Below are 22,275 nucleotides of genomic sequence, written 5' to 3' on the forward strand. Positions count from 1 at the left end.
GATTTACTGCGGCGAGAGGTGCCCATGCCGAGGCCGCGCAGAGCATTCGACACCGGAGGCGTGAAATCCGCGACGCGGGTGCTGGCGCTGTTCGAACTCTTCGACCGGCTGGAACGGCCGGCCAGCGTCACCGAGATCGCCCGTGCGCTCGCCATTCCGCAGTCGAGCACCTCGATGCTGGTCAACAGCCTCATCGACCTCGGCTATCTCACCGCCCTGCCCGACCGGCGCGTGCAGCCGACACCGCGGGTCTCGATGCTCGGCCGCTGGGTCGACGGGCGCATCACCGACGGCCGCGTGACGCGGCTGATGCGGGAACTGGGCGAGGAAACCGGCGAGACCATCCTGCTTGGCATCGCCAGCGACATCCATGTCGTCTACATCGCCGTCATCCCGGCGACGCGGGCCATGCGCCTGCACATTCCCGCCGGCACGCGCCGCCCGATCGCCGCGTCCGGCATGGGCCTGATGCTGCTCTCGGCCATGGACGAGGACGAGATCGCCCGCCGGATCGCCCGGGTGAACCGCGTCGCGGAGCCGGAAGCGCCGCAAGTCGACATGGCGGCGGCCCTGGCCGAGATCGGCGCCATCCGGACGAAGGGCCATGCCCTGTCGGCGAGCCGCATCGTGCCCGGCGCCGGCATCGTCTGCATGCTGCTGCCGACGGCCGACCGGTCGCAGCCCATGGCCATCGGCATTGGCGGCCAGGCCTTCGAGGTGGTGGAGAAGGAAGCGGCCTTCGCGGCGCTGCTGCGGGGCAAGATCGCCCGCCATTTCGGCGCGACGGAAAGCGCGTGAGTCCCTGGTCGACGGGGAACTGGTGCCGGCGGAGAGGATCGAACTCCCGACCTTCGGTTTACAAAACCGCTGCACTACCGCTGTGCTACGCCGGCATGGAAGGCGTCGGCGAGACGCGTCCCTGAAGCCCGCCTTCTAGCGCCAAGGCGCGGCGATTTCAAATCGTCCCTCGGGGTTTTGTGGACGGTGGGACCGACACCCGGAACCGGCGCCTTCACGCGCAATTAACCAATCCCGCGCCTTATGGTCGCCCAAGTTCTTTGGCTTAAGCTTCCCGATCATTCGGTCGGTTCGCCTGCGCCGCGCCCCCGGGGGTTGCGCGAGACAGGCCTGCCGGCGCATTTTCGGGGGACCATGTGCCCAGGCATTTCGAGGCCCCTGCGTATGCGTAACCCGACCCGCGACCCATCCGGCCCGCCAGCCGACCGCGTCAAGCCGGGCGGGCCGCGTTTCCCGTGGCTGACAGTGCTCGCCCTGTCCGCCGGCGTCGCAGGCCTGGCCACCCTCTCGCTGCGCGGCGACAAGGGCGATGTCGCCAAGGCGGCGATCGCAACGATCGAAACCGCCGGCCTCGCCGATCCCCGCCCGGCCTTCGCCGCCCTCGGCGCCTTCGCGCCGCTCCTCGACCCGTCGCTGTCGCTCGGCGGCAAGCCGGCGACCCTTGGGCAGAACCAGCCCCTCCCCGGCCATTGGCAGCCCGCCGCTCCCGCCGTCGTGGCGCGGGCCGGTTCGGCCGAGGCGGCGCAGCCGAATGTCCTCGCCCTCGCCAGCCTGCCGGGCCGCGATGCCGGTCTTCCCACGGTCAGCAGCCTCATCCAGCCGGCACCGCTGCCGCCGGCCCGGCCGGACCCGCAGGCCGCCATCGGCCTCGACGGTCCGGACACGACCATGGTCGCGCCGCTGCCGCTACGCCGCCCCACCCAGGCGCCCGCCGCCGGCACGCCGGAGACACCGCGCACCGCCGCCCGGCGCGGCGAGCGCGAAACGGCCGCCGCCCCGGCCGCGCAGCCGGACGGACGGAACTTCTTCGAGCGCATCTTCGGCGCCCGCCGCGAGGCCGATGGCCCGCAGCTCGCCTATGCCCCGTCCAGCGGCGGCGCCGTGGACAGCGGCACCGGCCATGGATCTTTCGGTGGTAATCTCGGCCTGAGCTTCCCTGGCCTGTCGGCCCCGAAGCCGCCGATGGGCGTCGCGATCTATGATATCGGCTCGCGCATGGTCTACCTGCCCAATGGCGAGCGGCTGGAGGCGCAGTCCGGCCTCGGCGAGATGCGCAACGACGTGCGCTTCGCCCATGTGCGAATGCGCGGCCCCACCCCGCCTCATACCTATGACCTTGTCGAGCGCGAGGCGCTTTTCCACGGCGTGCGCGCCATCCGCCTCCACCCGGTCGGCGGCAGCCAGGCGATCCACGGCCGTGCCGGTCTCCTCGCCCACAATTACCTGCTCGGACCCAGCGGCGATTCCAACGGCTGCGTCTCGATCAAGGACTATGACCGCTTCCTGCAGGCCTATCTGCGCGGCGAGATCCGCCGGCTGGTGGTGGTTCGCAACCGTTCCGAGGCGGTGCAGGCGGTGGCGCGGGCCAACCTCCAGGTCTCCCAGCGCTGAGCGAAAGGCCAGCGGTCACATTGATGTGACAAGGGCTGGACGCCTGCGACATTCTGGCAATGTAATCGCGGGCGCATGATGGCTGCCGTGGCTGTCGTTCGACCTGCTGCCGGAGGAAAACCCATGACCAGAATCAACCGCCGCACCGCCCTCGCCGCGGGTGCCGCGACGCTCGCCGCCCCCGCCTTCCTGAGCGCGTCGACCGTGCCGCTCTTCGCCCAGGCCGCCGCTGCCGCGGCCCAGGCGCCCGGGTTCTACAAGTACAAGGTCGGCGACATCACTGTCACCGCCATCAATGACGGCTTCTTCGCCCGCCCGGTCGAGGGCTTCGTCCGCAATGCCGAACTGCCCGCCGTCCAGGAGGCCCTGGGCGCCGCCTTCCTGCCGACCAATGCCGTGCCGATCCCCTTCAATACCCTGGTGGTTGAGACCGGCGGACGACTGGTCCTGCTCGACACCGGCAACGGCAATGTCGGCGCCCCGACCTCCGGCACCTGGATGGCGAATTTCCGCGCCGCGGGCTTTGATCCCGCCAATGTCAATGCGGTGGTCATCAGCCATTTCCACGGCGACCACATCAACGGCCTCCGCCTGCGGGACGGCACCGCCGTGTTCCCCAATGCCGAGATCTCGGTCCCGGCCCCGGAATGGGCCTTCTGGATGTCGGACGAGCGCATGAATGCCGCGCCCGAGGCCATGCGCGGCGGCTTCCAGAACGCCCGCCGCGTCTTCGCGCCGATCGCCGCCAATGTGAAGCGCTTCGAGCCGGGCGCGGAAGTCGCCCCGGGCATCACCTCGGTGGCGGCCTTCGGCCATTCCCCGGGCCATACGGTCTTCGTGGTCGCGTCGGGCACGGCCAAGCTGACCTATATGGCGGATACCAGCAACCACCCCGCCCTCTTCGTGCGCAATCCCGACTGGTCGGCGGTCTTCGACATGGACGCCGATGCGGCGCGGGCCACCCGTCGGCGCCTGCTCGATATGGCGGCGAGCGAGAAGAGCCGCGTGCATTTCTATCACGCGCCCTTCCCCTCCAACGGCTTCATCGCCAAGGACGGCAACGGCTTCCAGCTCGTCCCGGCGCAGTGGACGCCGTCGATCTGACAGCGGCTCGGCTTATCAGACCTGGAGAGGCCCGCCCGACCGGCGGGCCTCTTTCGTTCGGGCGGTCCTCGCCTTCCTTGACAGCGCGCGCCGCGACAGCGCATTCATGAGGCTTCGCGACGGCGGCCGTTCCAATACGGGGCGGCCACGGGAATGCGGTGAGCGGCGAGCCGAGAGGCGCTCCGCAAGGCCGCAGCTGCCCCCGCAACTGTAAGCGGCGAGCCCTTCCCCAGATGCCACTGAGGCCGCCGGCCTCGGGAAGGCGGGACCGGGCGACGACCCGCGAGCCAGGAGACCGGCTGCCGCGACGTCACTGTCCGACCGTGCGGGATGGCGCGTTCGGGAGCGGTTCTCTCCGCTTGATCCGTGACACCGAATGTCGCGGATTCCCACGAGGTCCCTCCCCGGACTTGGTGTCTCCGCGACCCACGTGGTCCCGCGCGGAGTACCGCCATGTCGTTCTCGTCCCGTCCCTCGGCGATCCAGCGCGGTCTGCGCTCCGGCCTCCTCGCCGCCGGCGCCGTCGCCTTCTCCCTGCCCGCCCTGGCCCAGCAGCGGCCGGCGGAACTGCCGGAAATCACCGTCTTCGGCGCCAGCAACGTGCCGCTGGAGGCCCCGCGCGTCGGCGCCTCGGTCAGCGTCGTCACCGCCGAGGACATCGCCAACCAGGGTGCCGCCTCGGTTCCCGACGTGCTGCGCCTGGTGCCGGGCGTCGCCGTCAGCCAGAGCGGCACCCCGGGCGGTCTCACGCAGGTGCGCATCCGCGGCGCCGAGGCCCGCCACACCCTCGTCGTCATTGACGGCGTCGCGGTGAACGATGTGGGCAACGGGGACTTCAACTACGCCGACTTCCCCGTCGCTGACATCAAGCGCATCGAGGTCATTCGCGGCCCGCAATCAGGCCTGTACGGCTCCAACGCCCATTCCGGCGTCATCAACATCATTACGAAGTCCGGCCGCGGCCTCGCCACGCCGGAGGCCACCGTGCAGATCGAGGGCGGCTTGCTCAGAACTGCGCGCGGCTCGGCTTCAGTGCGTGGCCAGCGTGGCAACGTCTATGGCGCCCTCAACATCCAAGGCACCCTCACAGACGGCTACAATCCCTCCCGGACCGGCACCGAGCGCGATGGGTCGCATGCCGTGACGGCCAGCGGCCGCTTCGGCGCCATCCTCAGCGACATCCTCGAGGTGGACGCTAACTTCCGCGTGGCAAACCGTTCCGCCCGCTATGACGGGTTCGGCTTCCCCGCCGGCGCCGTCTTCTCGGAGCTCGTCGACCAGCCGAACCGCGCCTTCTCCGACTCGATCCAAGGGCGGATCGGCGCCACACTGAAGCTGATCGGGGGGCGCTGGACCCACAGCTTCGCGGTTACAGGCTTCCAGCAACGGCAGCGGGATTTCGATCAGTTCGGCCCCTCGTTCTCATCGACGGGCGAACGCCTCGGCGCAACCTACCGCAACGCCCTGCGCTTCGACACGCCGGGCTTTCTCGGCGCCAGCCATACGGTCGTGGCCGGCATCGACTTCCAGCGCGAGACCTACCGCTACACCGACACGTCCAACGCCGAGTGGGTCGACGGTCGGAGTCGCCAGCGCGTTGGTGTCCTCGGCGAATGGCTGATCGACCTGCCGACGGGAACATCGCTCTCCAACGCCGTGCGGCACGACTGGAACAACGCCTTCGCCAATGCCTTCACCTGGCGCAGCACCGTCTCCCAGCGCTTCGAGACGGGAACGCGGCTGCACGCGTCGGTCGGTCGCGGCTTCACCGCGCCCACCTTCTTCCAGCTCTACGGCTACACGCCTTCCTCCTTCGTGGGCAATACGAACCTGAAGCCCGAGAGTTCGCTGGGTTGGGATGCGGGCGTCGAACAGACGCTCCTGGGCGGCAAGCTGGTCGCCGACGTTACCTATTACGACACGCGGCTCAGCAACGAGTTCACGACGCTCTACCTTTCCGGGGGACGCAGCAGCTCAGTCAACGCACTGACCTCGACGCGGCGCAACGGCGTCGAGGTCACCGTGACCGCCAAGCCCGTCGGCTGGCTGTCGCTTTCCGGGACCTACACCTATTTCACCGGGCTCGACGGCAACGGCCTGCTTCCCATCCGCCGGCCGAACCACGCGGGAAGCCTCTCGGCGACCGCGCACTTCCTGGACAACAAGGCGCGGCTGACCGTCTCGGTCGTCCACAACGGCCGGATGCGCGACAGCCGCTTTGACGTAAGCTACAACCCGAGTTCGGTTTATCTCGGGTCCTATACACTCGTGGGCGCGCAACTGACTTACGACGTAAACACGAGGACCACCGTTTTCGCACGGGCCGAGAACATCCTCGGGCAGCGTTATGAAGAGATCTGGTCCTATCGCGGCGGACCGTTCCAGGCCCTCGCCGGCATGCGGGTGAAGCTCGGCGAATAGCGGGGATCTAAACCGTTTCGCATCGCAGCCTTGCCGCGCCCCCGTCGACAGGGGCGTGGCTTTCGGCCAGTCTCCGGACCTCAAGAGCGGGCGGCAAGGCCCGACATATCGGGAGGATGACATGTCGCAGCGGATCGCAATCGTCACGGGCGCCGGATCGGGCATCGGCCGGGCCTCGGCGCTGGGCCTCGCCAAGGCCGGCTATGCGGTGGCGGTGGCCGGACGGCGCCGGGACGAGCTGGAGAAGACCGTGGCCATGGCCGCCGGCGCCACGGTCATCGCCGTGCCGACCGACGTGTCGGACGAGGCCTCCGTCGCCGCCCTGTTCCAGACGGTGAAGGAGCGCTTCGGCCGTCTCGACGTGCTGTTCAACAATGCCGGCATGGGCGCCCCGGCGATCCCGATGGACCAGCTCTCGGTCGCCCAGTGGAAACAGGTCGTCGACGTCAACCTTACGGGGTCCTTCCTCTGCGCCCGCGCCGCCATGGCGATGATGCGCGCCCAGAACCCCAAGGGCGGCCGCATCATCAACAACGGCTCGATCTCGGCCTATGCGCCGCGCCCCTATTCGGCGCCCTATACCGCCACCAAACACGCCGTGCTCGGCCTCACCAAGGCGATCTCGCTGGACGGGCGCGCCGACCGCATTTCCTGCTCGCAGATCGACGTCGGCAATGCCGCCACCGAGATGACCGAGCGCATGACGGCGGGCGTGCTGCAGGCCGATTTCTCGGTGAAAGTCGAGCCGCGCATGGACGTTCGCCATGTCGCCGAGGCGGTCGTCCATATCGCCAACCTGCCGCTGGACGTGAACATCCTGACCATGACGGTGATGGCCAACGACATGCCCTTCGTCGGCCGCGGCTGAGGCGAGCGGAGGCGCAGGAAGAGCCTCACCCGCGTCAGGCCGTCTCCGCCCTCAGCCAGGCGAGATAGTCGGCGTCCCCGCCGGGGACGTCGATGACGAGGAAGGCCGGCGTGTCGTAGGAATGGGTCGCGCGGAAGTGCCGGCGCGCCGGCTCCAGCAAAGCCCGGACGGTCTTGATGATCATCACCACCTCGTCCGCCCGCTCCACCCGGCCCTGCCAGCGGTAGACCGAGCGCATCGCCGGCAGGATGTTGACGCAGGCCGCCAGCCGCCGCTCGACGAGATCGGAGCCGATCGTCTCAGCCTCGACAAGGCTTGCCGCCGTCGTATAGACCAGCACCACGTCGTCCGGCCCTTCGGTCCGCGTCATATCCACATCCCCGTTCCGATCGGTCGCCCGTCATGCCGGATCATCGACCCGACCCGAAGAAGATCGCCTTCGTCGCCTCGCCGGCGGCGGAAGCGCAGGAGGCCTGCCAGCGCCTCATCGCCCGCTACGGCAGCGTGCCGGGCGACGAGGCCGAAATGGTCGTCGCCCTCGGCGGCGACGGTCTGATGCTGCAGACGCTGCATAAATACATCTCCACCGGCAAGCCGATCTACGGGATGAACCGCGGCTCGGTCGGCTTCCTGATGAACGAATATGCCGAGGATGGCCTCGTCGAGCGCATCTGGAACGCCGAGCGCTCGTTGATCCACCCGCTGATCATGACGACCGTCGACATCCATGGCGAAAGGCAGGATGCGCTGGCGATCAACGAGGTCTCGCTGCTGCGCCAGACCTCGCAGGTGGCGAAGCTTCGCATCAGCGTCGACGGGCACGCCCGCATGGACGAGCTGATCGCCGACGGCGTGCTGATCGCCACCCCAGCCGGGTCGACGGCCTATAACCTCTCCGCCAACGGCCCGATCCTGCCGCTCAACGCCACCCTGCTCGCCCTCACGCCGATCTCGCCGTTCCGGCCCCGCCGCTGGCGCGGCGCCCTGCTGCCCGACCGGGTGGCGATGACGATCGAGGTGCTGGAATCGGCCAAGCGACCGGTCAGTGCCACGGCCGACCATTACGAGGTGCGCGACGTCGCAACGGTATCGGTGGCCATGGACCGCACCCGATCCATGATCCTGCTGCACGATCCCGGCCATTCGCTGGACGAACGGATCCTGCGCGAACAATTCGGCGCCTGAGGCGGCTGCCTGCCATCAGCCTTAACGGGGCGCTAACGCCCGTCCCGTACAGTGGTTGGCGATGATCCGCATCGACTTCAACCGGCTGCGATTCCTGGTGATCGACGACAACGCGCATATGCGCCGGATCGTCAGAACCCTGCTGCACGGCTTCGGTGCCCGCGAGGTCTACGAGGCGGAAGACGGTGCGGCCGGCCTCGAGGCCTTCACCCATTACATGCCCGATATCGTCATCACCGACTGGTCGATGCCGATCTTCGACGGCCTGGAACTGACCAGCATGATCCGCCAGCCGGGGGCCAATGCGAACCCCTATGTGGCGATCATCATGCTCACCGGCCACTCCGAGAAGAAGCGGGTGCTGGAATCGCGCGATGCCGGCGTCACCGAGTTCCTCGCCAAGCCGATCTCGGCCAAGGCGCTGTATCAGCGCATCCTCAATGTGGTGGTGAATCCGAGACCATTCATCAAAACCAAAACTTTTTTCGGACCGGACCGCCGCCGCAACCACGGTTCGAGCTATGTAGGCCCCGAGCGCCGCAAGGGCGAGAAGGCCGAGATGATCAAGGTCCAGCCGCTGCTGGACAAGACCAAGAGCTCGATGTGAGGAGGGCGGCATGACGAAGACACCAACGAAAAGCCCTGCCCGCATCGGGGCCAAGGGCGGCCTCGACGAGGCTACCGTCTCCGCCTTCGCCGACCACGAGATCGTCACCCCGAAACGCAACCTGAAGGCTTTCGGCCGCAAGGCGAAGATCAAGGTCGACGAGTTCGGCTTCGACATGGAGGCGATCGAGCGCGCCGAGGCGGCGCTGGCCGATCTTTCCTCCGAGTTCGAAGACTGGATGGCCAAGGAGGTCGAGCGGCTGTCGCGGGCCCGCGACGCGGTGGCGGCCGAGGGTCTCCATGCGGGGACGCGGGGCACCATCTATATCGCTTCCCACGACATCAAGGGCGAGGCGGCGACCTTCGGCTATCCGCTCGCCGGCCGGGTGGCGGAAAGCCTGTGTCACCTGCTCGACGGCATCGCTGACGATGCCCGCGTGCCAGCCGATCTCGTGATGCAGCATGCCGATGCGATCCGCGCCATCGTCCGCGAGAACGCCAAGGGCCACGATCACCCGCTGGCGATGGCGCTGTCGGAGCGTCTCGGCGAGGCAACGACGCAGATGCTCGTCACCATCAACGGCGCGCCGTCCATCGCGCCATAAGGCCCCTGCCCCCCGCCCCGATGAGGCCGTCCTCAGGCCGCGGCCACCATGGGGAAGGCGACGGCCTCATCCTCCAGAGCCTCGTTGCCGGCGATCAGATCGCGGGTGAAGGCGCGGGCCTCGTCGCGGGCCGCCTCGGCAGCGAAGCGGCGGAGCTGGGCGAGAAGCTGGTCGAGATCGCCGTCGGCGAGCGGCGCATAGGCCGTCAGGACCCGCTCGACCATGCGGCGGCGCAACTGGGGATGACCGCCGCGCTGGGCGCTGCCACCATCCTCGTGCCAAGCGTCGAGGGCGGCGCGGAAGGCCTGCCAGGTCGAAGCAGGCAAGCCTGCCTTGTCGTAGAGAGCACGGAAGCCGGCGCCGCGGCGGTCGTGGACGAGGCCGGAAGCCTGGCGGAGCGACAGCCCGGCGAGTTCGGCCAGCGCCTCTTCGAACAGCCGGACATTGCCAGACAGCAGCGCCCGCAGCACGAGGCCCGTGGAGAGCTGGCCGGACTGGCGCAGGTGGCGCACCAGCGGGCTCAGCCCGTCGCTGCGGCAGGCGGCAGCAATGGCCACGGTGGCCTTGTCGGAGGCTTCGCGGGCGACGCGGTTGGCGCGATCCTCCGGCAGCCAGGCACGGCCGGCGACGAAGGCGGACAGGGCCGAGGAGAGCTTGACCACCAGGGCCTGGCGCGCGCCGGGAGAGAGGTCTTCGCGGGCGAACAGCGCCTCGCGGATGTCCGGGTCCTCGCCGAAGCGCTCGATGATACGGTCGATGGAGAAGGCCGGCAGGTCGGCATTGTCGAGGGCGACCACGGCGAGGCAGGCCTCGAGGCAGCCGACCTCGGCGATGGCGGCCGCCACCGGCGCCGGCACGTGAGCGCGGCGGGCGACAGCATATTGAACCTGCGGCTCGCCGCCGCCGACGAGGTCGACCAGTTCGGCGTCGAACAGCAGGGGCGAATGGCGGGCGACGATGGCGGCGATTTCCGGCTGGTCCTGCAGCAGTCCGACGATGACCGTGTGCGGCGCCTCCTCGGAAGTGGCCAGGGCGTCGGCGAGAGCCCGGCGCACCAGCGGCGAGGGATCGTCCATGAGCATGATCATGGCGGCCTCGATCGCCGCCCTGTCATTCCCCGTGAGGTCGGAATGAAGGTAGGCCCGGGCCAGAGCCGAGGTCGCATCAGCCCGGTCGCCGGCGGCGGCAGTCTGGATCCAACGCAGGAAGTGACGAACGATCATCGGGCGCGCCTGAACCGAGGCAAGAAACTGAAAGAGGGAAGCTTTTTGCTTCCTGCCAGCAGACTAGGGCGCCCCGCTTAACAAAGCGTTCACCATGGACCTTAAGTGAAAATTGAGCCGTCGGTGTTGCTAGCGGCGCACGTCCGGGCGCAGAAACCCGGCGAGGTCAAGCGGCTGACCGCGACGCGGCTGCTGCTCCTGGAGCGGGACGAAGGGACCGCCGAGGGCAGCGCGCGCGGTGCCGGCGGGCAGGCCAACGGGGCCGTTACCCGCCGCTGGCGAGGTAAGCGCGGTGGTCAGTTGGACCTGGCGCGAGGCGCTCGCCGCATCGCGCCCGAGCGCAGTCCAGGTGGCTGCCACGAAGGCGTTGATCGGCCCGTTGCCGCCGGAGAACAGCGAGTGGAAGGGCCGTGTCGGATCGGCATTGATGCGCGGGACCGCCGACCAGGAACTCGCCTGCTCCTGGGCGCTGGTCGCCGCCGCAAGGGTCGTCTGCCCCGCGGCCGTTGCAGCCGGGGGTGCACCGGCGACCGCCGTTGACTGGCCCGAAGCCAGCACCTGATAGACCTCGGCGACCGTGCGCGGCCGGCCCTGGTCGAAGAAGATGCGGCGGTTGGCGCCAGCCGCATCCGGGAACATCAGCGCGGCGCTCGCCTGCGGATTGGCCTGGTTGGCGTTGATCAGCCGCGCCGCGCCGCCGGAACCGAGGAAATGCGCCATATAGAGTTCGCCCTCGGTGGGGTCCCGGCCCGTGGCGCTGCGCAGATCGGCGGCATTGCGGTTGGTGAAGGCGCCAGCCATCAGGGCGGCGACGGCGGGATCGTCACGCAGGGCCAGGATCTGCTGGCGCGCCGTGGGGTCAGCGACCGTCGGGCGGCCGCTGGCGTCACGGCCGATCTGCTCGGCGAAGCGGCCGAGGCCGAGATTGCGCCCCTCGTCCCGGACCATGGTGAGCCAGGTCGAATCGATGAACTGGTAGAGACCGCGGGCGCTGGAGGTCGAGGCCTGGGCGGTCGGCTGAAGGCTCGATTCGCGGCGCGCTGTGCGCAACAGGTAGTCGAAACCGGCGCCGGTCTTCTGCGCCGCCGCCTGGATGGCCGAGACAACACGGCTCACGCCGGCCTCGGTCGCCGAGGTCGGGCGGCTCTGCGGTTCGGCGGATGAGCGGAAGAGAAACATCTCGGCTATGTCCCCTGTCGGGAGGAGTCACCGGGCAGCGTCCTCCATTATGGTAAACGAATTCGTAACGACATGACCCAAGGGGATGCCTCATGACGGCCACGACCCTCATCACCGACGACAGGCGCCATCCGCGCGGCGGCATCTATTTCGACGATTTCGCCGTCGGCCAGCTCATCCGGCACCGCATCACGCGCTCGGTCACGCAGATGGACAACGTGCTGTTCTCGACGCTGACCATGAACCCGCAGCCCCTGCATATCGACCGGCAGTTCGCGGAGGCCTCCGAATGGGGCCAGCCGCTGATGAATTCGCTGTTCACCCTCGGCCTGCTCATCGGCATTTCGGTGCCGGACACGACCAATGGCACGCTCTTCGCCAATCTCGGCATGACCGACGTCAAGTTCCCCCATCCGCTCTTCGAGAACGACACGATCCATTGCGAGAGCACGGTGACGGCGACGCGCGAATCCAAATCGCGCCCGACCATGGGCGTCGTCGAGTTCCATCACCGCGCCTATAACCAGCACGACAAGCTGGTGGCGGAATGCACAAGGCAGTCCCTCGTGCTGAAGCGCGGGGCTTGAGGCCATGCGCTCGCTGCTGTTCGTGCCGGCCGATTCGGAGAAGAAGCTCGCCAAGGGGCTGGAGAGCGGCGCCGATACGCTGATCCTCGACCTTGAGGATTCTGTCGCGGCCGCCAACAAGCCGCTGGCGCGGGAGACAGCGCGCGCTTTCCTCGCAGCCCACGCGCCGCGCAAGGACCGGCCGCGACTCATGGTCAGGATCAATGCGCTCGACACCGGCCTGACCGATGCCGATCTCGACGCCGTGGTCGCGGTGCGGCCCGACGCCGTCATGCTGCCGAAATCCGAATCCGGCCGCGATGTCGCCCATCTCGACGCCAAGCTGACGGCGCGCGAGGCGCTGGCCGGCCTGCCCGAAGGCGGCATCACCATCACGGTCGTGGCGACCGAGACGGCGAAGGCGATCTTCACCCTCGGCACCTACCAGGGGGCCAGCCCCCGGCTGACCGGGCTCACCTGGGGCGCGGAGGACCTGTCGGCGGATATCGGCGCCGAGACCAACCGGGCCGAGGACGGACGCCATACCGAGCCGTTCCGACTCGCCCGCGCGCTCTGCCTGATGGGGGCCGTCGCCGCCGAGGCGCAGCCCATCGATACGGTCTTTCCCGCCTTCCGCGATCTCGACGGTCTCCGGCGTGAATGCGAGGAGGCGCGCCGCGACGGGTTCACCGCCAAGATGGCGATCCATCCGGCGCAGGTGCCGGTAATCAATGCCGTCTTCACCCCGACAGAGGCGGCCATCGCCGCGGCACGGGCGGTGGTCGCCGCCTTTGCCGCCCAGCCGGCGGCCGGCGTGGTCAATATCGGCGGCGAGATGTTCGACCGGCCGCACCTCACCCGCGCCGAGCGGCTGCTGAAACGCGCGGGGCAGTAAGCGCGGATACTGTCGCAACACTCGCAGGAATGCCCCACCCGTACCCTCGCGGCACGGGCAAAGCCCTCACTCCGCCGCCAGCACCAGATCGTCGCGGTGGATCATCTCGGCGCGGCCCTTGTAGCCGAGCACGGCCTCGATCGCCCCCGAACTCTTGCCGATGATCTGGACCGCCGCCACCGCGTCATAGGCGACGAGGCCGCGGCCGATCTCGGCGCCATCGGGCCCGCGGACCACGACGCAGTCGCCGCGCTCGAAGACACCGTCCACCCGGGCGACGCCGGCCGGCAGCAGGCTGCGTCCGAGCCGTAGCGCCCCGACCGCTCCCGCATCCAGCCAGAGGATGCCGCGCGGCTCCAGCGAACCGGCGATCCATTTCTTGCGGCTGGTGACCGGATGGGTGGGGGTGAGGAACCAGGTGCAGGGCCCGCCCGCCTCGATGCGCGCCAGCGGCGCGTCATGCTTGCCGGAGGCGATGACCATGGTGGTGCCGGCGGTGGTGGCGATCTTGCCGGCCTCGACCTTGGTGGTCATGCCGCCGCGCGACAGTTCGGAGGCCGCGCCGCCCGCCATGGCCTCGATCTCCGGCGTGATGCGCGGCACGACGGGTATCAGGACCGCGGACGGGTCCTTCTGCGGCGGGGCGGTATAGAGCCCGTCGATGTCGGAGAGCAGCACGAGACAGTCGGCGCCGACCATGGTGGCGACGCGGGCGGCAAGGCGGTCATTGTCGCCGTAGCGGATCTCGTCGGTGGCCACGGTGTCGTTCTCGTTGACCACGGGCACGGCACGCACCGCGAAGAGCGTCTCCATCGTGTTGCGGGCATTGAGGTAGCGGCGGCGTTCCTCGGTGTCGTGCAGGGTGACGAGGATCTGACCGGCGACGATGCCGTGGCGGCCGAGCACCTCCGACCAGGCCCGGGCGAGCGCGATCTGGCCGACCGAGGCCGCCGCCTGGCTCTTCTCCAGTTCCAGCGGCCCCTTGGGCAGTTTCAGGATGGTGCGCCCCAGGGCGATAGCCCCGGAGGAGACGACCAGGATGTCGGCGCCGCGGGCGGCGTGGCGGGCGAGATCGGCACCGAGCGTGTCCAGCCAGGCCTGGCGCAGCGCGCCCTTCTCCCCGTCGACGAGCAACGAGGATCCGACCTTCACGACGATGCGGCGGAAGGCAGCGAGCGCGGGCGTTGCGGCAGGAGCAGTCATCGGACCAGAAGGCAAGATCCGCCGCGGGCTACGGCGGGTCCGGGTTCTTAGACGAGGAGGACGGGGCGAGGCAATCGGGACGGCCATCAGAGCCCTTGTCCAGGCCTGTCATCCACCACGAGCCCCCACACCCGGCCTTAGGCCGACCTCTCCCCGCCGCCGGGGAGAGGTGAAGGGGGAGACGCCGCCCGTGCCCGCTCAGTTGCCGGTCGGCACCCGCTCCTCGATGCCGCGGATGTAGAAGTTCATGCCGAGGATCTGCTGGTCGGTCAGGACCCCGTTGCCGCCGCACTCCACCGTCTGGCCGTCCTGGCGCACGACCGGGCACCGGAAGGGATGCAGCGTGCCGGCCTTGATGGCGGCCTCGGTGGCCTCCGCCATGGCCTTCACGTCGGGCGGCATGTTCGTGTAGGGGGCCATCTGGACCATGCCGGTGTTCAACCCGCCCCAGACGTCGCCGGAGGCCCAATTGCCATCCAGCATGGCCTGGACCCGCTGGACGTAATAGGGGCCCCAGTCGGCGATGATCGCGGTGAGCTGCGCCTTGCCACCGAAACGGATCATGTTGGAGTTCTGGCCGAAGGCGAAGATGCCGCGCTGTTCGGCGATCTGCATGGCGGCAGGGGAATCGGTGTGCTGGGCGATGATGTCGGCGCCCTGGTCGGCGAGCGCCCGCGCGGCATCGGCCTCCCGGCCCGGATCGAACCAGGCATTGGCCCAGACGATGCGGATCTTCATGTCGGGGCGGACCGACTGGGCGCCGAGCATGAAGGAGTTGATGCCGGAGAGCACTTCGGGGATCGGGAAGGCGCCGATATAGCCGATCGTGCCGGTCTTCGACATGCGCGCGGCGATCTGGCCGAGAATGTAGCGGCCCTCGTAGAAACGGCCGGCATAGGTGGCGAGGTTGGCGGCGCGCTTGAAACCGGTGGCGTGCTCGAAGCGGACATTGGGATGGCGGCGGGCGACGCGCTCGGTCGGGTCCATGAAGCCGAAGGATGTGGTGAAGATCAGCCGGTGGCCAGTGCGGGCGAGCTGCTCGATGACACGCTCGGCGTCGGCACTGGCCACACGCTCGACGAAGGTGGTCTCGACCCTGTTGCCGAAATGGCGTTCCACCGCCTGGCGGCCGATGTCGTGCTGATAGGTCCAGCCGTGGTCGCCGACCGGACCGACATAGACGAAGCCGATCTTCAGCCGCTCCTGGGCCATGGCGATGCCGGCGCTGAAGGTGGCGCCGATGGCGGCAAGTGCGACTGCGAACAAGGTCCTGCGATTGATCCGTCGATGCATGAAGACGCCCCTTGCGACCATGGCCCATGCGGCCGTGAAAAATGAATGGTGACGCGGCCTGTTGCAGCGATCAAGCCTTTCGGGCGACATGCGACGAAACGGCTCGCGGACTCACGCCATGACTCTTTCGGCCAGCCCTGCAGACCCGCCCAGGCCCGACCGGTTCAAAGACCGGATCCGGGCTCTCTATGAAGACGAGACCGCGCAGGCCCAGCGCTTCCGCTACGGTCTCCTGGCCTTCGACGTGACCACCATCGCCTTCGTCGTGGCCACCAGTTTCCTGCCGCGCCAGGCCGCCATCGAGGTGATCGATTTCGTCATCGGCCTCGCCCTGCTGACTGATTTCAGCGCCAGACTGTGGATCGCCCGCCGGCCCTGGCGCGAGCTGTCCCACCCGCTGACCTGGGCCGACCTGATCGCCATCGTCTCCTTCCTCGCGCCGATCGTCGGCGAGGGCGGCGGCTTCCTGCGGGTGCTGCGGACGCTGCGCCTGATGCGGACCTACCAGCTGGTCAAGCAGCTGCGCGGCGACAGTGCCTTCTTCCGCAAGAACCAGGAGATCATCTTCGCGGCGACCAACCTCTGCGTCTTCATCTTCGTCATGACCGGCATCGTCTACGAGACGCAGCACCGGACCAACCCTGGCATCGCCAATTATGTGGACGCGCTCTATTTCACCGTCACCTCGCTGACGACTACAGGCTATGGCGACATCACCCTGCCGGGCACGACCGGGCGGCTGATCTCCGTGCTGATCATGATCTTCGGCGTGACGCTGTTCCTGCGCCTCGCGCAGGTGCTGTTCCGGCCGACAAAGGTGCGCTTCCCCTGCCCCACCTGCGGCCTGCAGCGGCACGAACCCGATGCCGTCCACTGCAAGGCCTGCGGCACGGTGCTGAACATCCCGAACGAGGATTGATGGCGCCTTCGTGGCGCCCCCCTGTCAGCGGCGCTCGTTGAAATTGCCGCCGCCGGGCGGGCGGGTCATCTTGAACATCTGCTCGGAGCCGACATGGAAATACTGGTCGTAGCCGCCGCGCATGACCGGATGCATCCGACCCGTGTCGACGATCCCGTCCTTGATGAAATCGTCGTTGATATAGATGCCGACGACCTGGCCGATCACCAGGTTGTAGCTGGTGACGCCTTCGAGCGAGGTCAGCGGCACGGTCTGAAGCCACTTGCATTCGAGCGCGGCGGGCGAGGCCTTGACCCGCGGCGCCTTGACATAGACCGAGGGCGCCGCCTCGATTCCGGCGAATTCCATCTCGTTCTCACCGCGTGGCAGCGGCGCCGAGGTGGCGTTCATCGCGTCGCGCAGCTCCCAGGAGACGAAGGAGCAGGTGAACTCGCCGGTCTCCTCGGCGAAGGCCAGGGCATCCTTGCGGCCGCCCGACCCGAAACAGACCATGTGCGGCTTGTCGGAAATGGCGTTGAAGAAGGAATAGGGCGAGCAATTGACCCGCCCGTCCTTGTCGATCGCGGTGATCCAGCCGATCGGACGCGGCGAGACAATGGCCTTGAAGGGATCGAAGGGCAGACCGTGATCGGCGGCGGTGACGTTGTAATGCATGGTCCTCAGCCCTCAGAGATGGGAGACGATGGCGGCCATGTCCGGCCGCGGGCGGTCGTCCGCCTTCGCTGCCGGCATGCCGATATGGACGAAGCCGGCGATCTTCTCCTCCGGCGCCAGGCCCAGATGGTCGAGGACGCGGCGGTCATAGGCCGGCCATTCGGTGACCCAGTTGCCACCGAAGCCGTGGGCCGTCGCCGCATGGAGCAGGTTGAGGCAGACGGCGCCGGCCGACAGGATCTGTTCCCATTCGGGGATCTTCGGATGCGGCGCGGCACGCGCCACCACGGCGATGCAGAGCGGCGCGCGGGTGAAGCGGCCGCGGTCGATCTCAACTTTCTTGGCCTCGACCTCGGCATCGTCGGAACGGACGAGCCGCTCGAGCACCGCGCCGAGGGCCTCGCCGGCGGCACGGTCGATGACAATGAAACGCCAGGGCGCCAGCTTGCCGTGATCGGGCACCCGTGCCGCCATCGTCAGCATGGCATGCAGGGTCGCGGAATCCGGACCCGGCGCCTGCATCAGCGCGAAGGGCGTCGAACGGCGGGTCTTGAGGTGATCGACGAGAACGGTTTCAACGGGCATGCTGATCCTCGCGGGGGGCTCGCGGCTCCCAACTAGGCACATTCCCGGCTTTCGCCAAGGGGACAAAGCGCAGGACTTGACCGCGCGCCGGCCGCGGCCCTAGCTCCCGGAGCCCGGGCGCAGCAAAAAGGCCATAATCGGACGCGAGATGAAGGACGCATGACCCTGGGCCCGAGATCCCTCCCCGCCATCATGGCCCGCGCCGCCGTAGGAGGCCTCGCGGCTGCCGGCGTTCTGGCCTTTGCCGGGGACGCCGCGGCGCAGGGATTCGAGCGCCCGCCGCTGCCGCGCATCTCGGCCTCGCCCCATTCCGACCTGCCACCGATCGTCACCGAGCCGCAGCAGCGGCGGCGGCGACACATGCCGGGCGGCGCGGCGACACCCTTCTTCACCCTGCCCGACGGGGCAACGCCCTTCGCCCCGCAACTGGGCACCTCGCCCGCCCTGATCCCGACCATGCCCGGCCTGCCCGGCAGTCCCGGCCTGCCGCCGCAATTCGCCGACCGCACCGCGGTGGCACTCGACGCCCGCTTCCGCCAGGGCGGGCAATATGTCCGCGACGGCCTGCACTGGCGCATCTTCGCCGACACGCCGGAGGCCAGCGGCGCCTTCGCGCTGGTTGCCGAATCGCGCGACCCGGCGCCGGTCTTCGCGCTGCGGCAGGGCACCTACATCCTGCATGTCGCCTTCGGGACCTTCGCCCAGACCCGCCGGCTGCGCATTGGCAGCGATCCTTATCGCGAGAGCATCGTCATCAATGCCGGGGCCGTCCGCCTCGTCGGCAAGGTCGGAGACAGCCAAATCCGCAATGCCCGGCTGTCCTTCGACATTTTCGCCGGTGGGCTGTTCGAGGGCGGCGAGCCGCGCCTGGTGCTCCGCCAGGCTCCGGCCGGCGATCTCATCGCGCTGCCCGAGGGCACCTATCACGTCGTGTCGATCTATGGCGACGCCAATGCCACGATCCGCGCCGACCTGCGCATCCGCGCCGGCCAGGTGACGGATGCGACGATCCAGCACCGGGCGGCCAATGTCAGCCTCAAGCTGGTGCAGCAGCGTCAGGGCGGCGAAGCCATCGGCAATGCCGCCTGGACAGTGCTCACCCCCGGCGGCGACGTCATCAAGGAATCGATCGGCGCCTTCCCCTCGATGGTGCTGCAGGAGGGCGAGTATCTCGCCATCGCCCGCCACGAGGGCCGCGTCTTCAACCGGCGCTTCAACGTCGAGGCTGGCAAGGATTTGAACGTCGAGGTCGTGGCACGCTGAAGCTGGGCTCTGGCCGCGCTCGCGGTTATGCCGGCCAGAGCGGCGATCCCGGCTAGACCGACCTTTCCAATCGACGCTCCTTGCGCAAAGCCTTGTCCCGGTACATGGCCTGATCGGCATTCTGGGCGGTGACAGAAAGACCCGCCTCGGGGGTGCGCATCGCCATACCGATGGACGCTCGGATGCCTGCCGCTGCCAAGGCACCGCGGACCCGCTCCACGACCGCGCCGGCGCTCTTTGCGTCGCATTCGATGCAGAGGACCATGAACTCATCGCCGCCCGTGCGCGCGACGATGTCAATGCCGCGCACGGCCGCGGAGAGGGCCCGGGCTGCAGTGCGCAGGGCGTCGTCGCCGGCGGCATGACCGGCGAGATCGTTGATGCGTTTGAGGTCGTCAAGATCGACCGCGATGACGCAGGCCGGATGGCCATATCGCCGGCAGCGGCGCTCTTCGAACTCCAGAAACTCCACCCATCCCCGGCGATTGTAGAGGGACGTCAGTTCGTCACGCCGTGCTTGATCCACCGCCCGCTCCAGACGGCGGTCCACGTCCACGGCCTTGAGTTCGGCACGGAGAAGCTCGGAGAGCAGATCAGCGACAAGGCGGATGAACTCGACCTGATCCGTGAGTCCTGGTGATTGGGGCTGCGGATCGATCGCGCAAAGGGTACCGAACAAGACGCCGTCGGAGCTCACCAGGGGGAATCCGACATAAGCGCCGATCGGAATTTGCCGTCCGACTGGCGCTCCGGCATAGGCGTCAACCGCGCTGGACTCCGGGGCGATATTCGGACCAAGTCCCTCCACCATCCGCGAACAGAAGGAGTCCGACCATTTCAGAACGGTGCCTTCTGAGAATCCGTAAGCCCGGTCTTCCGCCGTCAGGACGACCCAGTTATCACCATCGACCCGGGTGACCATCCAGAGGCCCAACCCGAACCGCTCTTGCAGGAACTGCAAGGCGCGACGGGATGCGGAGGCAAAATTCCCAGTGGTGACGTCACTTGTTTGCATGACCATACCCGCGCTCCCAAGCCCCCAGTGGCATGGCAGGATTTCGGTAATTCCTCTCCGTCGCGAAACGAGGAAACTCGTGTCTCGACGAAACTGGCCCGCCTCATTTAGTGAACTGCCGTAGCGGCAGCAACGGACATGACGGTGCCACCTTCATGGCGGCCACCATCGTCAGGAGCGACACCTTTTACGTCCCCCGCGGGGCGGCCGGGTCGGCAGCTTCCGTTGGATGGCGCAGATCCCTGAGCAGTGGCTGACCGCCCTAAGCCGCCGCATGCGCCCGCCGCACGTCCGGCGGCGTCGCCTCGTCCCTCAGTTGCGCCACCAGCGCGTCGAGGCCGAGGGTCTCCTGCGCCTGACTGCCGAAGCGGCGGACCGAGACGGTGCGCTCGGCCGCCTCCTTCTTCCCGACGGCGAGAATGACCGGGATCTTCTGCAGCGAGTGCTCGCGCACCTTGTAGGAGATCTTCTCGTTGCGGAGGTCGGCATCGCCCCTGAGCCCCGCCTTGCGGCAGGCGGCCAGGACCTCGCGGGCATAGTCGTCAGCCTCCGAGGTGATCGGGCAGACGACGACCTGTTTCGGCGCGAACCAGAACGGGAAAGCCCCGGCATAGTTCTCGATGAGGATGCCGATGAACCGCTCCATCGAGCCGCAGATGGCGCGGTGGACCATGACCGGAGGCGTCTTCTCGCCGTCGGCGCCGATATAGAAGGCGCCGAAGCGATCCGGCAGGTTGAAATCGACCTGGGTGGTGCCGCACTGCCAGTCGCGACCGATGGCGTCACGCAGCACATACTCGAATTTCGGCCCGTAAAAGGCGCCCTCGCCCGGATTGATGGCGGTCTTGATGCGGCCGCCCGACTGGTTGGCGATCTTGGCCAGCACCTTCTCCATGACGCTCTCGGCGCGGTCCCACAGCGCATCGGCGCCGACGCGCTTCTCCGGCCGGGTGGAGAGCTTCACGACGATCTCGTCGAAGCCGAAATCGGCATAGGTGGTCAGGATCAGCTCGTTGATCCGGATGCATTCCGCCTCGAGCTGGGCATCGGTGCAGAAGACGTGGGCGTCGTCCTGGGTGAAGCCGCGCACGCGCATCAGGCCATGGAGCGCGCCGGAGGGTTCGTAGCGGTGAACTGCGCCAAATTCCGCAAGTTTCATAGGGAGATCACGGTAGGACTTCAGACCGTGCTTGAAGATCTGCACGTGGCCCGGGCAGTTCATCGGCTTGATGGCGAACCAGCGCTTGTCCTCGGCATCGTCGCCGGCCGACTGCGCCGTAAACATGTTTTCTCGGTACCAGCCCCAGTGGCCGGACGTCTCCCACAGCGACTTGTCGAGGAGCTGCGGCGCATTGACCTCGTCATAGCCGTGTTCGGCGAGGCGACGGCGCATATAGGCTACCAGGGTCTGGAACATCGACCAGCCCTTGGGGTGCCAGAACACGACACCGGGGCCCTCCTCCTGGAAGTGGAAGAGGTCCATCTCCCGGCCGAGGCGGCGATGGTCGCGCTTCTCGGCCTCCTCGAGCATGGTCAGATAGGTCTTCAGCTCCTCGTCGGTGCGGAAGGCTGTGGCATAGATGCGGGTCAGCATGGGATTGCTGGAATCGCCGCGCCAATAGGCCCCGGCGACCTTCATGAGCTTGAAGGAATTGCCGATCTGGCCGGTCGAGGCCATGTGCGGGCCGCGGCAGAGGTCGAACCAGCCGCCCTGGTCATAGAGCCTGATCTGCTGGTCGGCGGGAATAGCCTCGACCAGCTCGACCTTGAAGGCTTCGCCCTTGTCGCGGAAGATCTGCTTGGCCTCGTCGCGGGAGACGATGCGCTTGGTGAAGGGCCGGTTGGCCGCGATGATCTTGCGCATCTCGGCTTCGATCGCCGCGAAATCCTCCGGGGTGAAGGGCTCGTTGCGGAAGAAATCGTAATAGAAGCCGTTCTCGATGACCGGGCCGATGGTCACCTGGGTGCCCGGCCAGAGCTTCTGCACCGCCTCGGCCATGACGTGGGCAGCGTCATGGCGGATGAGCTCCAGCGCCTCGGGGCTGTCACGGGTGACGAATTCGATGCGCGCGTCGCCGCCGATCGGATCGGACAGATCCGTCACCACGCCGTCGAGCTTCACAGCGATCGACCGCTTGGCGAGCGAGGGGGCGATGGCTTTCGCGACATCGAGGCCGGTGACGCCGGCGTCATAGGCGCGCGCGGCGCCATCGGGGAAGGTCAGAACGGGCATATCGGGTCTCTCCGCTCACTCCTGCCGACAGAGCAGGTAAGGGGCCGGT

General features: G+C 68.1%; 21 protein-coding genes, 1 tRNA gene and 1 riboswitch. Of the genes, 12 read left to right on the forward strand and 10 right to left on the reverse strand.

The features are described 5' to 3' along the window. Nucleotides 1-60: 60 nt before the first annotated feature. Complete coding sequence (locus tag Q0C57_RS11585) at nucleotides 61-798, forward strand: helix-turn-helix domain-containing protein (RefSeq protein ID WP_296576535.1); 738 nt, start codon at nucleotides 61-63, stop codon at nucleotides 796-798. Between the two features lie 20 nt (nucleotides 799-818). On the opposite strand, the gene Q0C57_RS11590 is transcribed toward Q0C57_RS11585, so the two are convergent. Beyond that, nucleotides 819-893, reverse strand: a tRNA-Thr gene (locus tag Q0C57_RS11590). A 289-nt stretch (nucleotides 894-1,182) separates the two neighbouring features. On the opposite strand from Q0C57_RS11590, the gene Q0C57_RS11595 reads away from it, so the two are divergent. From Q0C57_RS11595 to Q0C57_RS11610, 4 genes are all read left to right on the forward strand, one after another. Next, nucleotides 1,183-2,409 (forward strand): tlde1 domain-containing protein, encoded by a 1,227-nt coding sequence (locus Q0C57_RS11595; protein ID WP_296576537.1) that lies wholly within the window; start codon nucleotides 1,183-1,185, stop codon nucleotides 2,407-2,409. 123 nt (nucleotides 2,410-2,532) lie between these two features. Then, entirely contained in the window at nucleotides 2,533-3,513 is a 981-nt protein-coding gene (locus Q0C57_RS11600) for an MBL fold metallo-hydrolase (protein WP_296576539.1), read from the forward strand. Between the two features lie 103 nt (nucleotides 3,514-3,616). Next, a riboswitch (cobalamin riboswitch) is annotated at nucleotides 3,617-3,832 on the forward strand. Nucleotides 3,833-3,966: 134 nt separating this feature from the next. After that, nucleotides 3,967-5,934 (forward strand): TonB-dependent siderophore receptor, encoded by a 1,968-nt coding sequence (locus Q0C57_RS11605; protein ID WP_296576541.1) that lies wholly within the window; start codon nucleotides 3,967-3,969, stop codon nucleotides 5,932-5,934. A gap of 121 nt (nucleotides 5,935-6,055) precedes the next feature. After that, complete coding sequence (locus Q0C57_RS11610; protein WP_296576542.1) at nucleotides 6,056-6,802, forward strand: SDR family oxidoreductase; 747 nt, start codon at nucleotides 6,056-6,058, stop codon at nucleotides 6,800-6,802. A gap of 34 nt (nucleotides 6,803-6,836) precedes the next feature. Here the strand turns inward: Q0C57_RS11610 and cutA are convergent, their stop codons facing one another. Next, nucleotides 6,837-7,172 carry a divalent-cation tolerance protein CutA gene (cutA, locus tag Q0C57_RS11615; RefSeq protein ID WP_296576544.1) on the reverse strand — a complete coding sequence of 112 codons (336 nt, stop codon included), beginning with the start codon at nucleotides 7,170-7,172 and terminating at the stop codon, nucleotides 6,837-6,839. 32 nt (nucleotides 7,173-7,204) lie between these two features. On the opposite strand from cutA, the gene Q0C57_RS11620 reads away from it, so the two are divergent. The 3 genes from Q0C57_RS11620 to Q0C57_RS11630 all read left to right on the forward strand — a co-directional run bounded on the left by Q0C57_RS11620 (nucleotide 7,205) and on the right by Q0C57_RS11630 (nucleotide 9,198). Next, a complete protein-coding gene (locus tag Q0C57_RS11620) occupies nucleotides 7,205-7,987 on the forward strand; it encodes an NAD kinase (protein ID WP_296576546.1) in 783 nt (260 codons plus the stop codon). Between the two features lie 61 nt (nucleotides 7,988-8,048). Further along, complete coding sequence (locus tag Q0C57_RS11625) at nucleotides 8,049-8,594, forward strand: response regulator (RefSeq protein WP_099084394.1); 546 nt, start codon at nucleotides 8,049-8,051, stop codon at nucleotides 8,592-8,594. A 10-nt stretch (nucleotides 8,595-8,604) separates the two neighbouring features. Beyond that, the gene (locus tag Q0C57_RS11630) at nucleotides 8,605-9,198 is read left to right on the forward strand and encodes an Hpt domain-containing protein (RefSeq protein ID WP_296576549.1); all 594 of its coding nucleotides are present in this window, start codon (nucleotides 8,605-8,607) and stop codon (nucleotides 9,196-9,198) included. 32 nt (nucleotides 9,199-9,230) lie between these two features. Here Q0C57_RS11630 and Q0C57_RS11635 read toward each other — a convergent pair whose 3' ends face one another. Both Q0C57_RS11635 and Q0C57_RS11640 read right to left on the reverse strand, forming a co-directional pair. Beyond that, on the reverse strand, nucleotides 9,231-10,421 hold the full coding sequence (locus Q0C57_RS11635; protein ID WP_296576551.1) for a DUF2336 domain-containing protein: 1,191 nt from the start codon (nucleotides 10,419-10,421) through the stop codon (nucleotides 9,231-9,233). A 129-nt stretch (nucleotides 10,422-10,550) separates the two neighbouring features. Then, nucleotides 10,551-11,600, reverse strand: a complete 1,050-nt coding sequence (locus tag Q0C57_RS11640) for a lytic transglycosylase domain-containing protein (protein ID WP_296576553.1) — start codon at nucleotides 11,598-11,600, stop codon at nucleotides 10,551-10,553. A gap of 92 nt (nucleotides 11,601-11,692) precedes the next feature. Here Q0C57_RS11640 and Q0C57_RS11645 point away from each other — a divergent pair, with 92 nt between their 5' ends. Next, entirely contained in the window at nucleotides 11,693-12,187 is a 495-nt protein-coding gene (locus tag Q0C57_RS11645) for a MaoC family dehydratase (RefSeq protein ID WP_296576555.1), read from the forward strand. 4 nt (nucleotides 12,188-12,191) lie between these two features. Further along, the gene (locus tag Q0C57_RS11650) at nucleotides 12,192-13,061 is read left to right on the forward strand and encodes a CoA ester lyase (protein ID WP_296576558.1); all 870 of its coding nucleotides are present in this window, start codon (nucleotides 12,192-12,194) and stop codon (nucleotides 13,059-13,061) included. A gap of 66 nt (nucleotides 13,062-13,127) precedes the next feature. On the opposite strand, the gene proB is transcribed toward Q0C57_RS11650, so the two are convergent. Next, the gene (proB, locus tag Q0C57_RS11655; protein WP_296576560.1) at nucleotides 13,128-14,264 is read right to left on the reverse strand and encodes a glutamate 5-kinase; all 1,137 of its coding nucleotides are present in this window, start codon (nucleotides 14,262-14,264) and stop codon (nucleotides 13,128-13,130) included. A 198-nt stretch (nucleotides 14,265-14,462) separates the two neighbouring features. Further along, a complete protein-coding gene (locus Q0C57_RS11660; RefSeq protein WP_296576633.1) occupies nucleotides 14,463-15,476 on the reverse strand; it encodes a BMP family ABC transporter substrate-binding protein in 1,014 nt (337 codons plus the stop codon). 199 nt (nucleotides 15,477-15,675) lie between these two features. On the opposite strand from Q0C57_RS11660, the gene Q0C57_RS11665 reads away from it, so the two are divergent. Further along, nucleotides 15,676-16,476: a potassium channel family protein gene (locus Q0C57_RS11665; protein ID WP_296576561.1), complete on the forward strand. Its 801-nt coding sequence runs from the start codon at nucleotides 15,676-15,678 to the stop codon at nucleotides 16,474-16,476. Nucleotides 16,477-16,500: 24 nt separating this feature from the next. On the opposite strand, the gene Q0C57_RS11670 is transcribed toward Q0C57_RS11665, so the two are convergent. Further along, nucleotides 16,501-17,130 (reverse strand): flavin reductase family protein, encoded by a 630-nt coding sequence (locus Q0C57_RS11670; protein ID WP_296576563.1) that lies wholly within the window; start codon nucleotides 17,128-17,130, stop codon nucleotides 16,501-16,503. 12 nt (nucleotides 17,131-17,142) lie between these two features. Next, nucleotides 17,143-17,715, reverse strand: coding sequence for a nitroreductase (locus Q0C57_RS11675; protein ID WP_296576565.1), 573 nt, complete (start codon nucleotides 17,713-17,715; stop codon nucleotides 17,143-17,145). A 159-nt stretch (nucleotides 17,716-17,874) separates the two neighbouring features. Here Q0C57_RS11675 and Q0C57_RS11680 point away from each other — a divergent pair, with 159 nt between their 5' ends. Continuing rightward, a complete protein-coding gene (locus Q0C57_RS11680; RefSeq protein WP_296576567.1) occupies nucleotides 17,875-18,978 on the forward strand; it encodes a hypothetical protein in 1,104 nt (367 codons plus the stop codon). A gap of 52 nt (nucleotides 18,979-19,030) precedes the next feature. Here Q0C57_RS11680 and Q0C57_RS11685 read toward each other — a convergent pair whose 3' ends face one another. Continuing rightward, nucleotides 19,031-19,999 (reverse strand): sensor domain-containing diguanylate cyclase, encoded by a 969-nt coding sequence (locus Q0C57_RS11685; RefSeq protein WP_296576569.1) that lies wholly within the window; start codon nucleotides 19,997-19,999, stop codon nucleotides 19,031-19,033. Nucleotides 20,000-20,255: 256 nt separating this feature from the next. Continuing rightward, complete coding sequence (thrS, locus tag Q0C57_RS11690) at nucleotides 20,256-22,226, reverse strand: threonine--tRNA ligase (protein ID WP_296576571.1); 1,971 nt, start codon at nucleotides 22,224-22,226, stop codon at nucleotides 20,256-20,258. Between the last annotated feature and the right edge of the window lie 49 nt (nucleotides 22,227-22,275).

This window comes from Phreatobacter sp., from assembly GCF_022843985.1.
Lineage (GTDB): Bacteria > Pseudomonadota > Alphaproteobacteria > Rhizobiales > Phreatobacteraceae > Phreatobacter.

Excerpts from the sequence above, each read along its gene's own strand:
- Q0C57_RS11595 (WP_296576537.1), top strand. The coding sequence starts at position 1,183 with ATGCGTAACCCGACCCGCGACCCATCCGGCCCGCCAGCCGACCGCGTC.
- Q0C57_RS11600 (WP_296576539.1), top strand. The coding sequence starts at position 2,533 with ATGACCAGAATCAACCGCCGCACCGCCCTCGCCGCGGGTGCCGCGACG.
- Q0C57_RS11605 (WP_296576541.1), top strand. The coding sequence starts at position 3,967 with ATGTCGTTCTCGTCCCGTCCCTCGGCGATCCAGCGCGGTCTGCGCTCC.
- Q0C57_RS11610 (WP_296576542.1), top strand. The coding sequence starts at position 6,056 with ATGTCGCAGCGGATCGCAATCGTCACGGGCGCCGGATCGGGCATCGGC.
- cutA (WP_296576544.1), bottom strand. The coding sequence starts at position 7,172 with ATGACGCGGACCGAAGGGCCGGACGACGTGGTGCTGGTCTATACGACG.
- Q0C57_RS11620 (WP_296576546.1), top strand. The coding sequence starts at position 7,205 with ATGCCGGATCATCGACCCGACCCGAAGAAGATCGCCTTCGTCGCCTCG.
- Q0C57_RS11625 (WP_099084394.1), top strand. The coding sequence starts at position 8,049 with ATGATCCGCATCGACTTCAACCGGCTGCGATTCCTGGTGATCGACGAC.
- Q0C57_RS11630 (WP_296576549.1), top strand. The coding sequence starts at position 8,605 with ATGACGAAGACACCAACGAAAAGCCCTGCCCGCATCGGGGCCAAGGGC.
- Q0C57_RS11635 (WP_296576551.1), bottom strand. The coding sequence starts at position 10,421 with ATGATCGTTCGTCACTTCCTGCGTTGGATCCAGACTGCCGCCGCCGGC.
- Q0C57_RS11640 (WP_296576553.1), bottom strand. The coding sequence starts at position 11,600 with ATGTTTCTCTTCCGCTCATCCGCCGAACCGCAGAGCCGCCCGACCTCG.
- Q0C57_RS11645 (WP_296576555.1), top strand. The coding sequence starts at position 11,693 with ATGACGGCCACGACCCTCATCACCGACGACAGGCGCCATCCGCGCGGC.
- Q0C57_RS11650 (WP_296576558.1), top strand. The coding sequence starts at position 12,192 with ATGCGCTCGCTGCTGTTCGTGCCGGCCGATTCGGAGAAGAAGCTCGCC.
- proB (WP_296576560.1), bottom strand. The coding sequence starts at position 14,264 with ATGACTGCTCCTGCCGCAACGCCCGCGCTCGCTGCCTTCCGCCGCATC.
- Q0C57_RS11660 (WP_296576633.1), bottom strand. The coding sequence starts at position 15,476 with ATGGCCCAGGAGCGGCTGAAGATCGGCTTCGTCTATGTCGGTCCGGTC.
- Q0C57_RS11665 (WP_296576561.1), top strand. The coding sequence starts at position 15,676 with ATGACTCTTTCGGCCAGCCCTGCAGACCCGCCCAGGCCCGACCGGTTC.
- Q0C57_RS11670 (WP_296576563.1), bottom strand. The coding sequence starts at position 17,130 with ATGCATTACAACGTCACCGCCGCCGATCACGGTCTGCCCTTCGATCCC.
- Q0C57_RS11675 (WP_296576565.1), bottom strand. The coding sequence starts at position 17,715 with ATGCCCGTTGAAACCGTTCTCGTCGATCACCTCAAGACCCGCCGTTCG.
- Q0C57_RS11680 (WP_296576567.1), top strand. The coding sequence starts at position 17,875 with ATGACCCTGGGCCCGAGATCCCTCCCCGCCATCATGGCCCGCGCCGCC.
- Q0C57_RS11685 (WP_296576569.1), bottom strand. The coding sequence starts at position 19,999 with ATGGTCATGCAAACAAGTGACGTCACCACTGGGAATTTTGCCTCCGCA.
- thrS (WP_296576571.1), bottom strand. The coding sequence starts at position 22,226 with ATGCCCGTTCTGACCTTCCCCGATGGCGCCGCGCGCGCCTATGACGCC.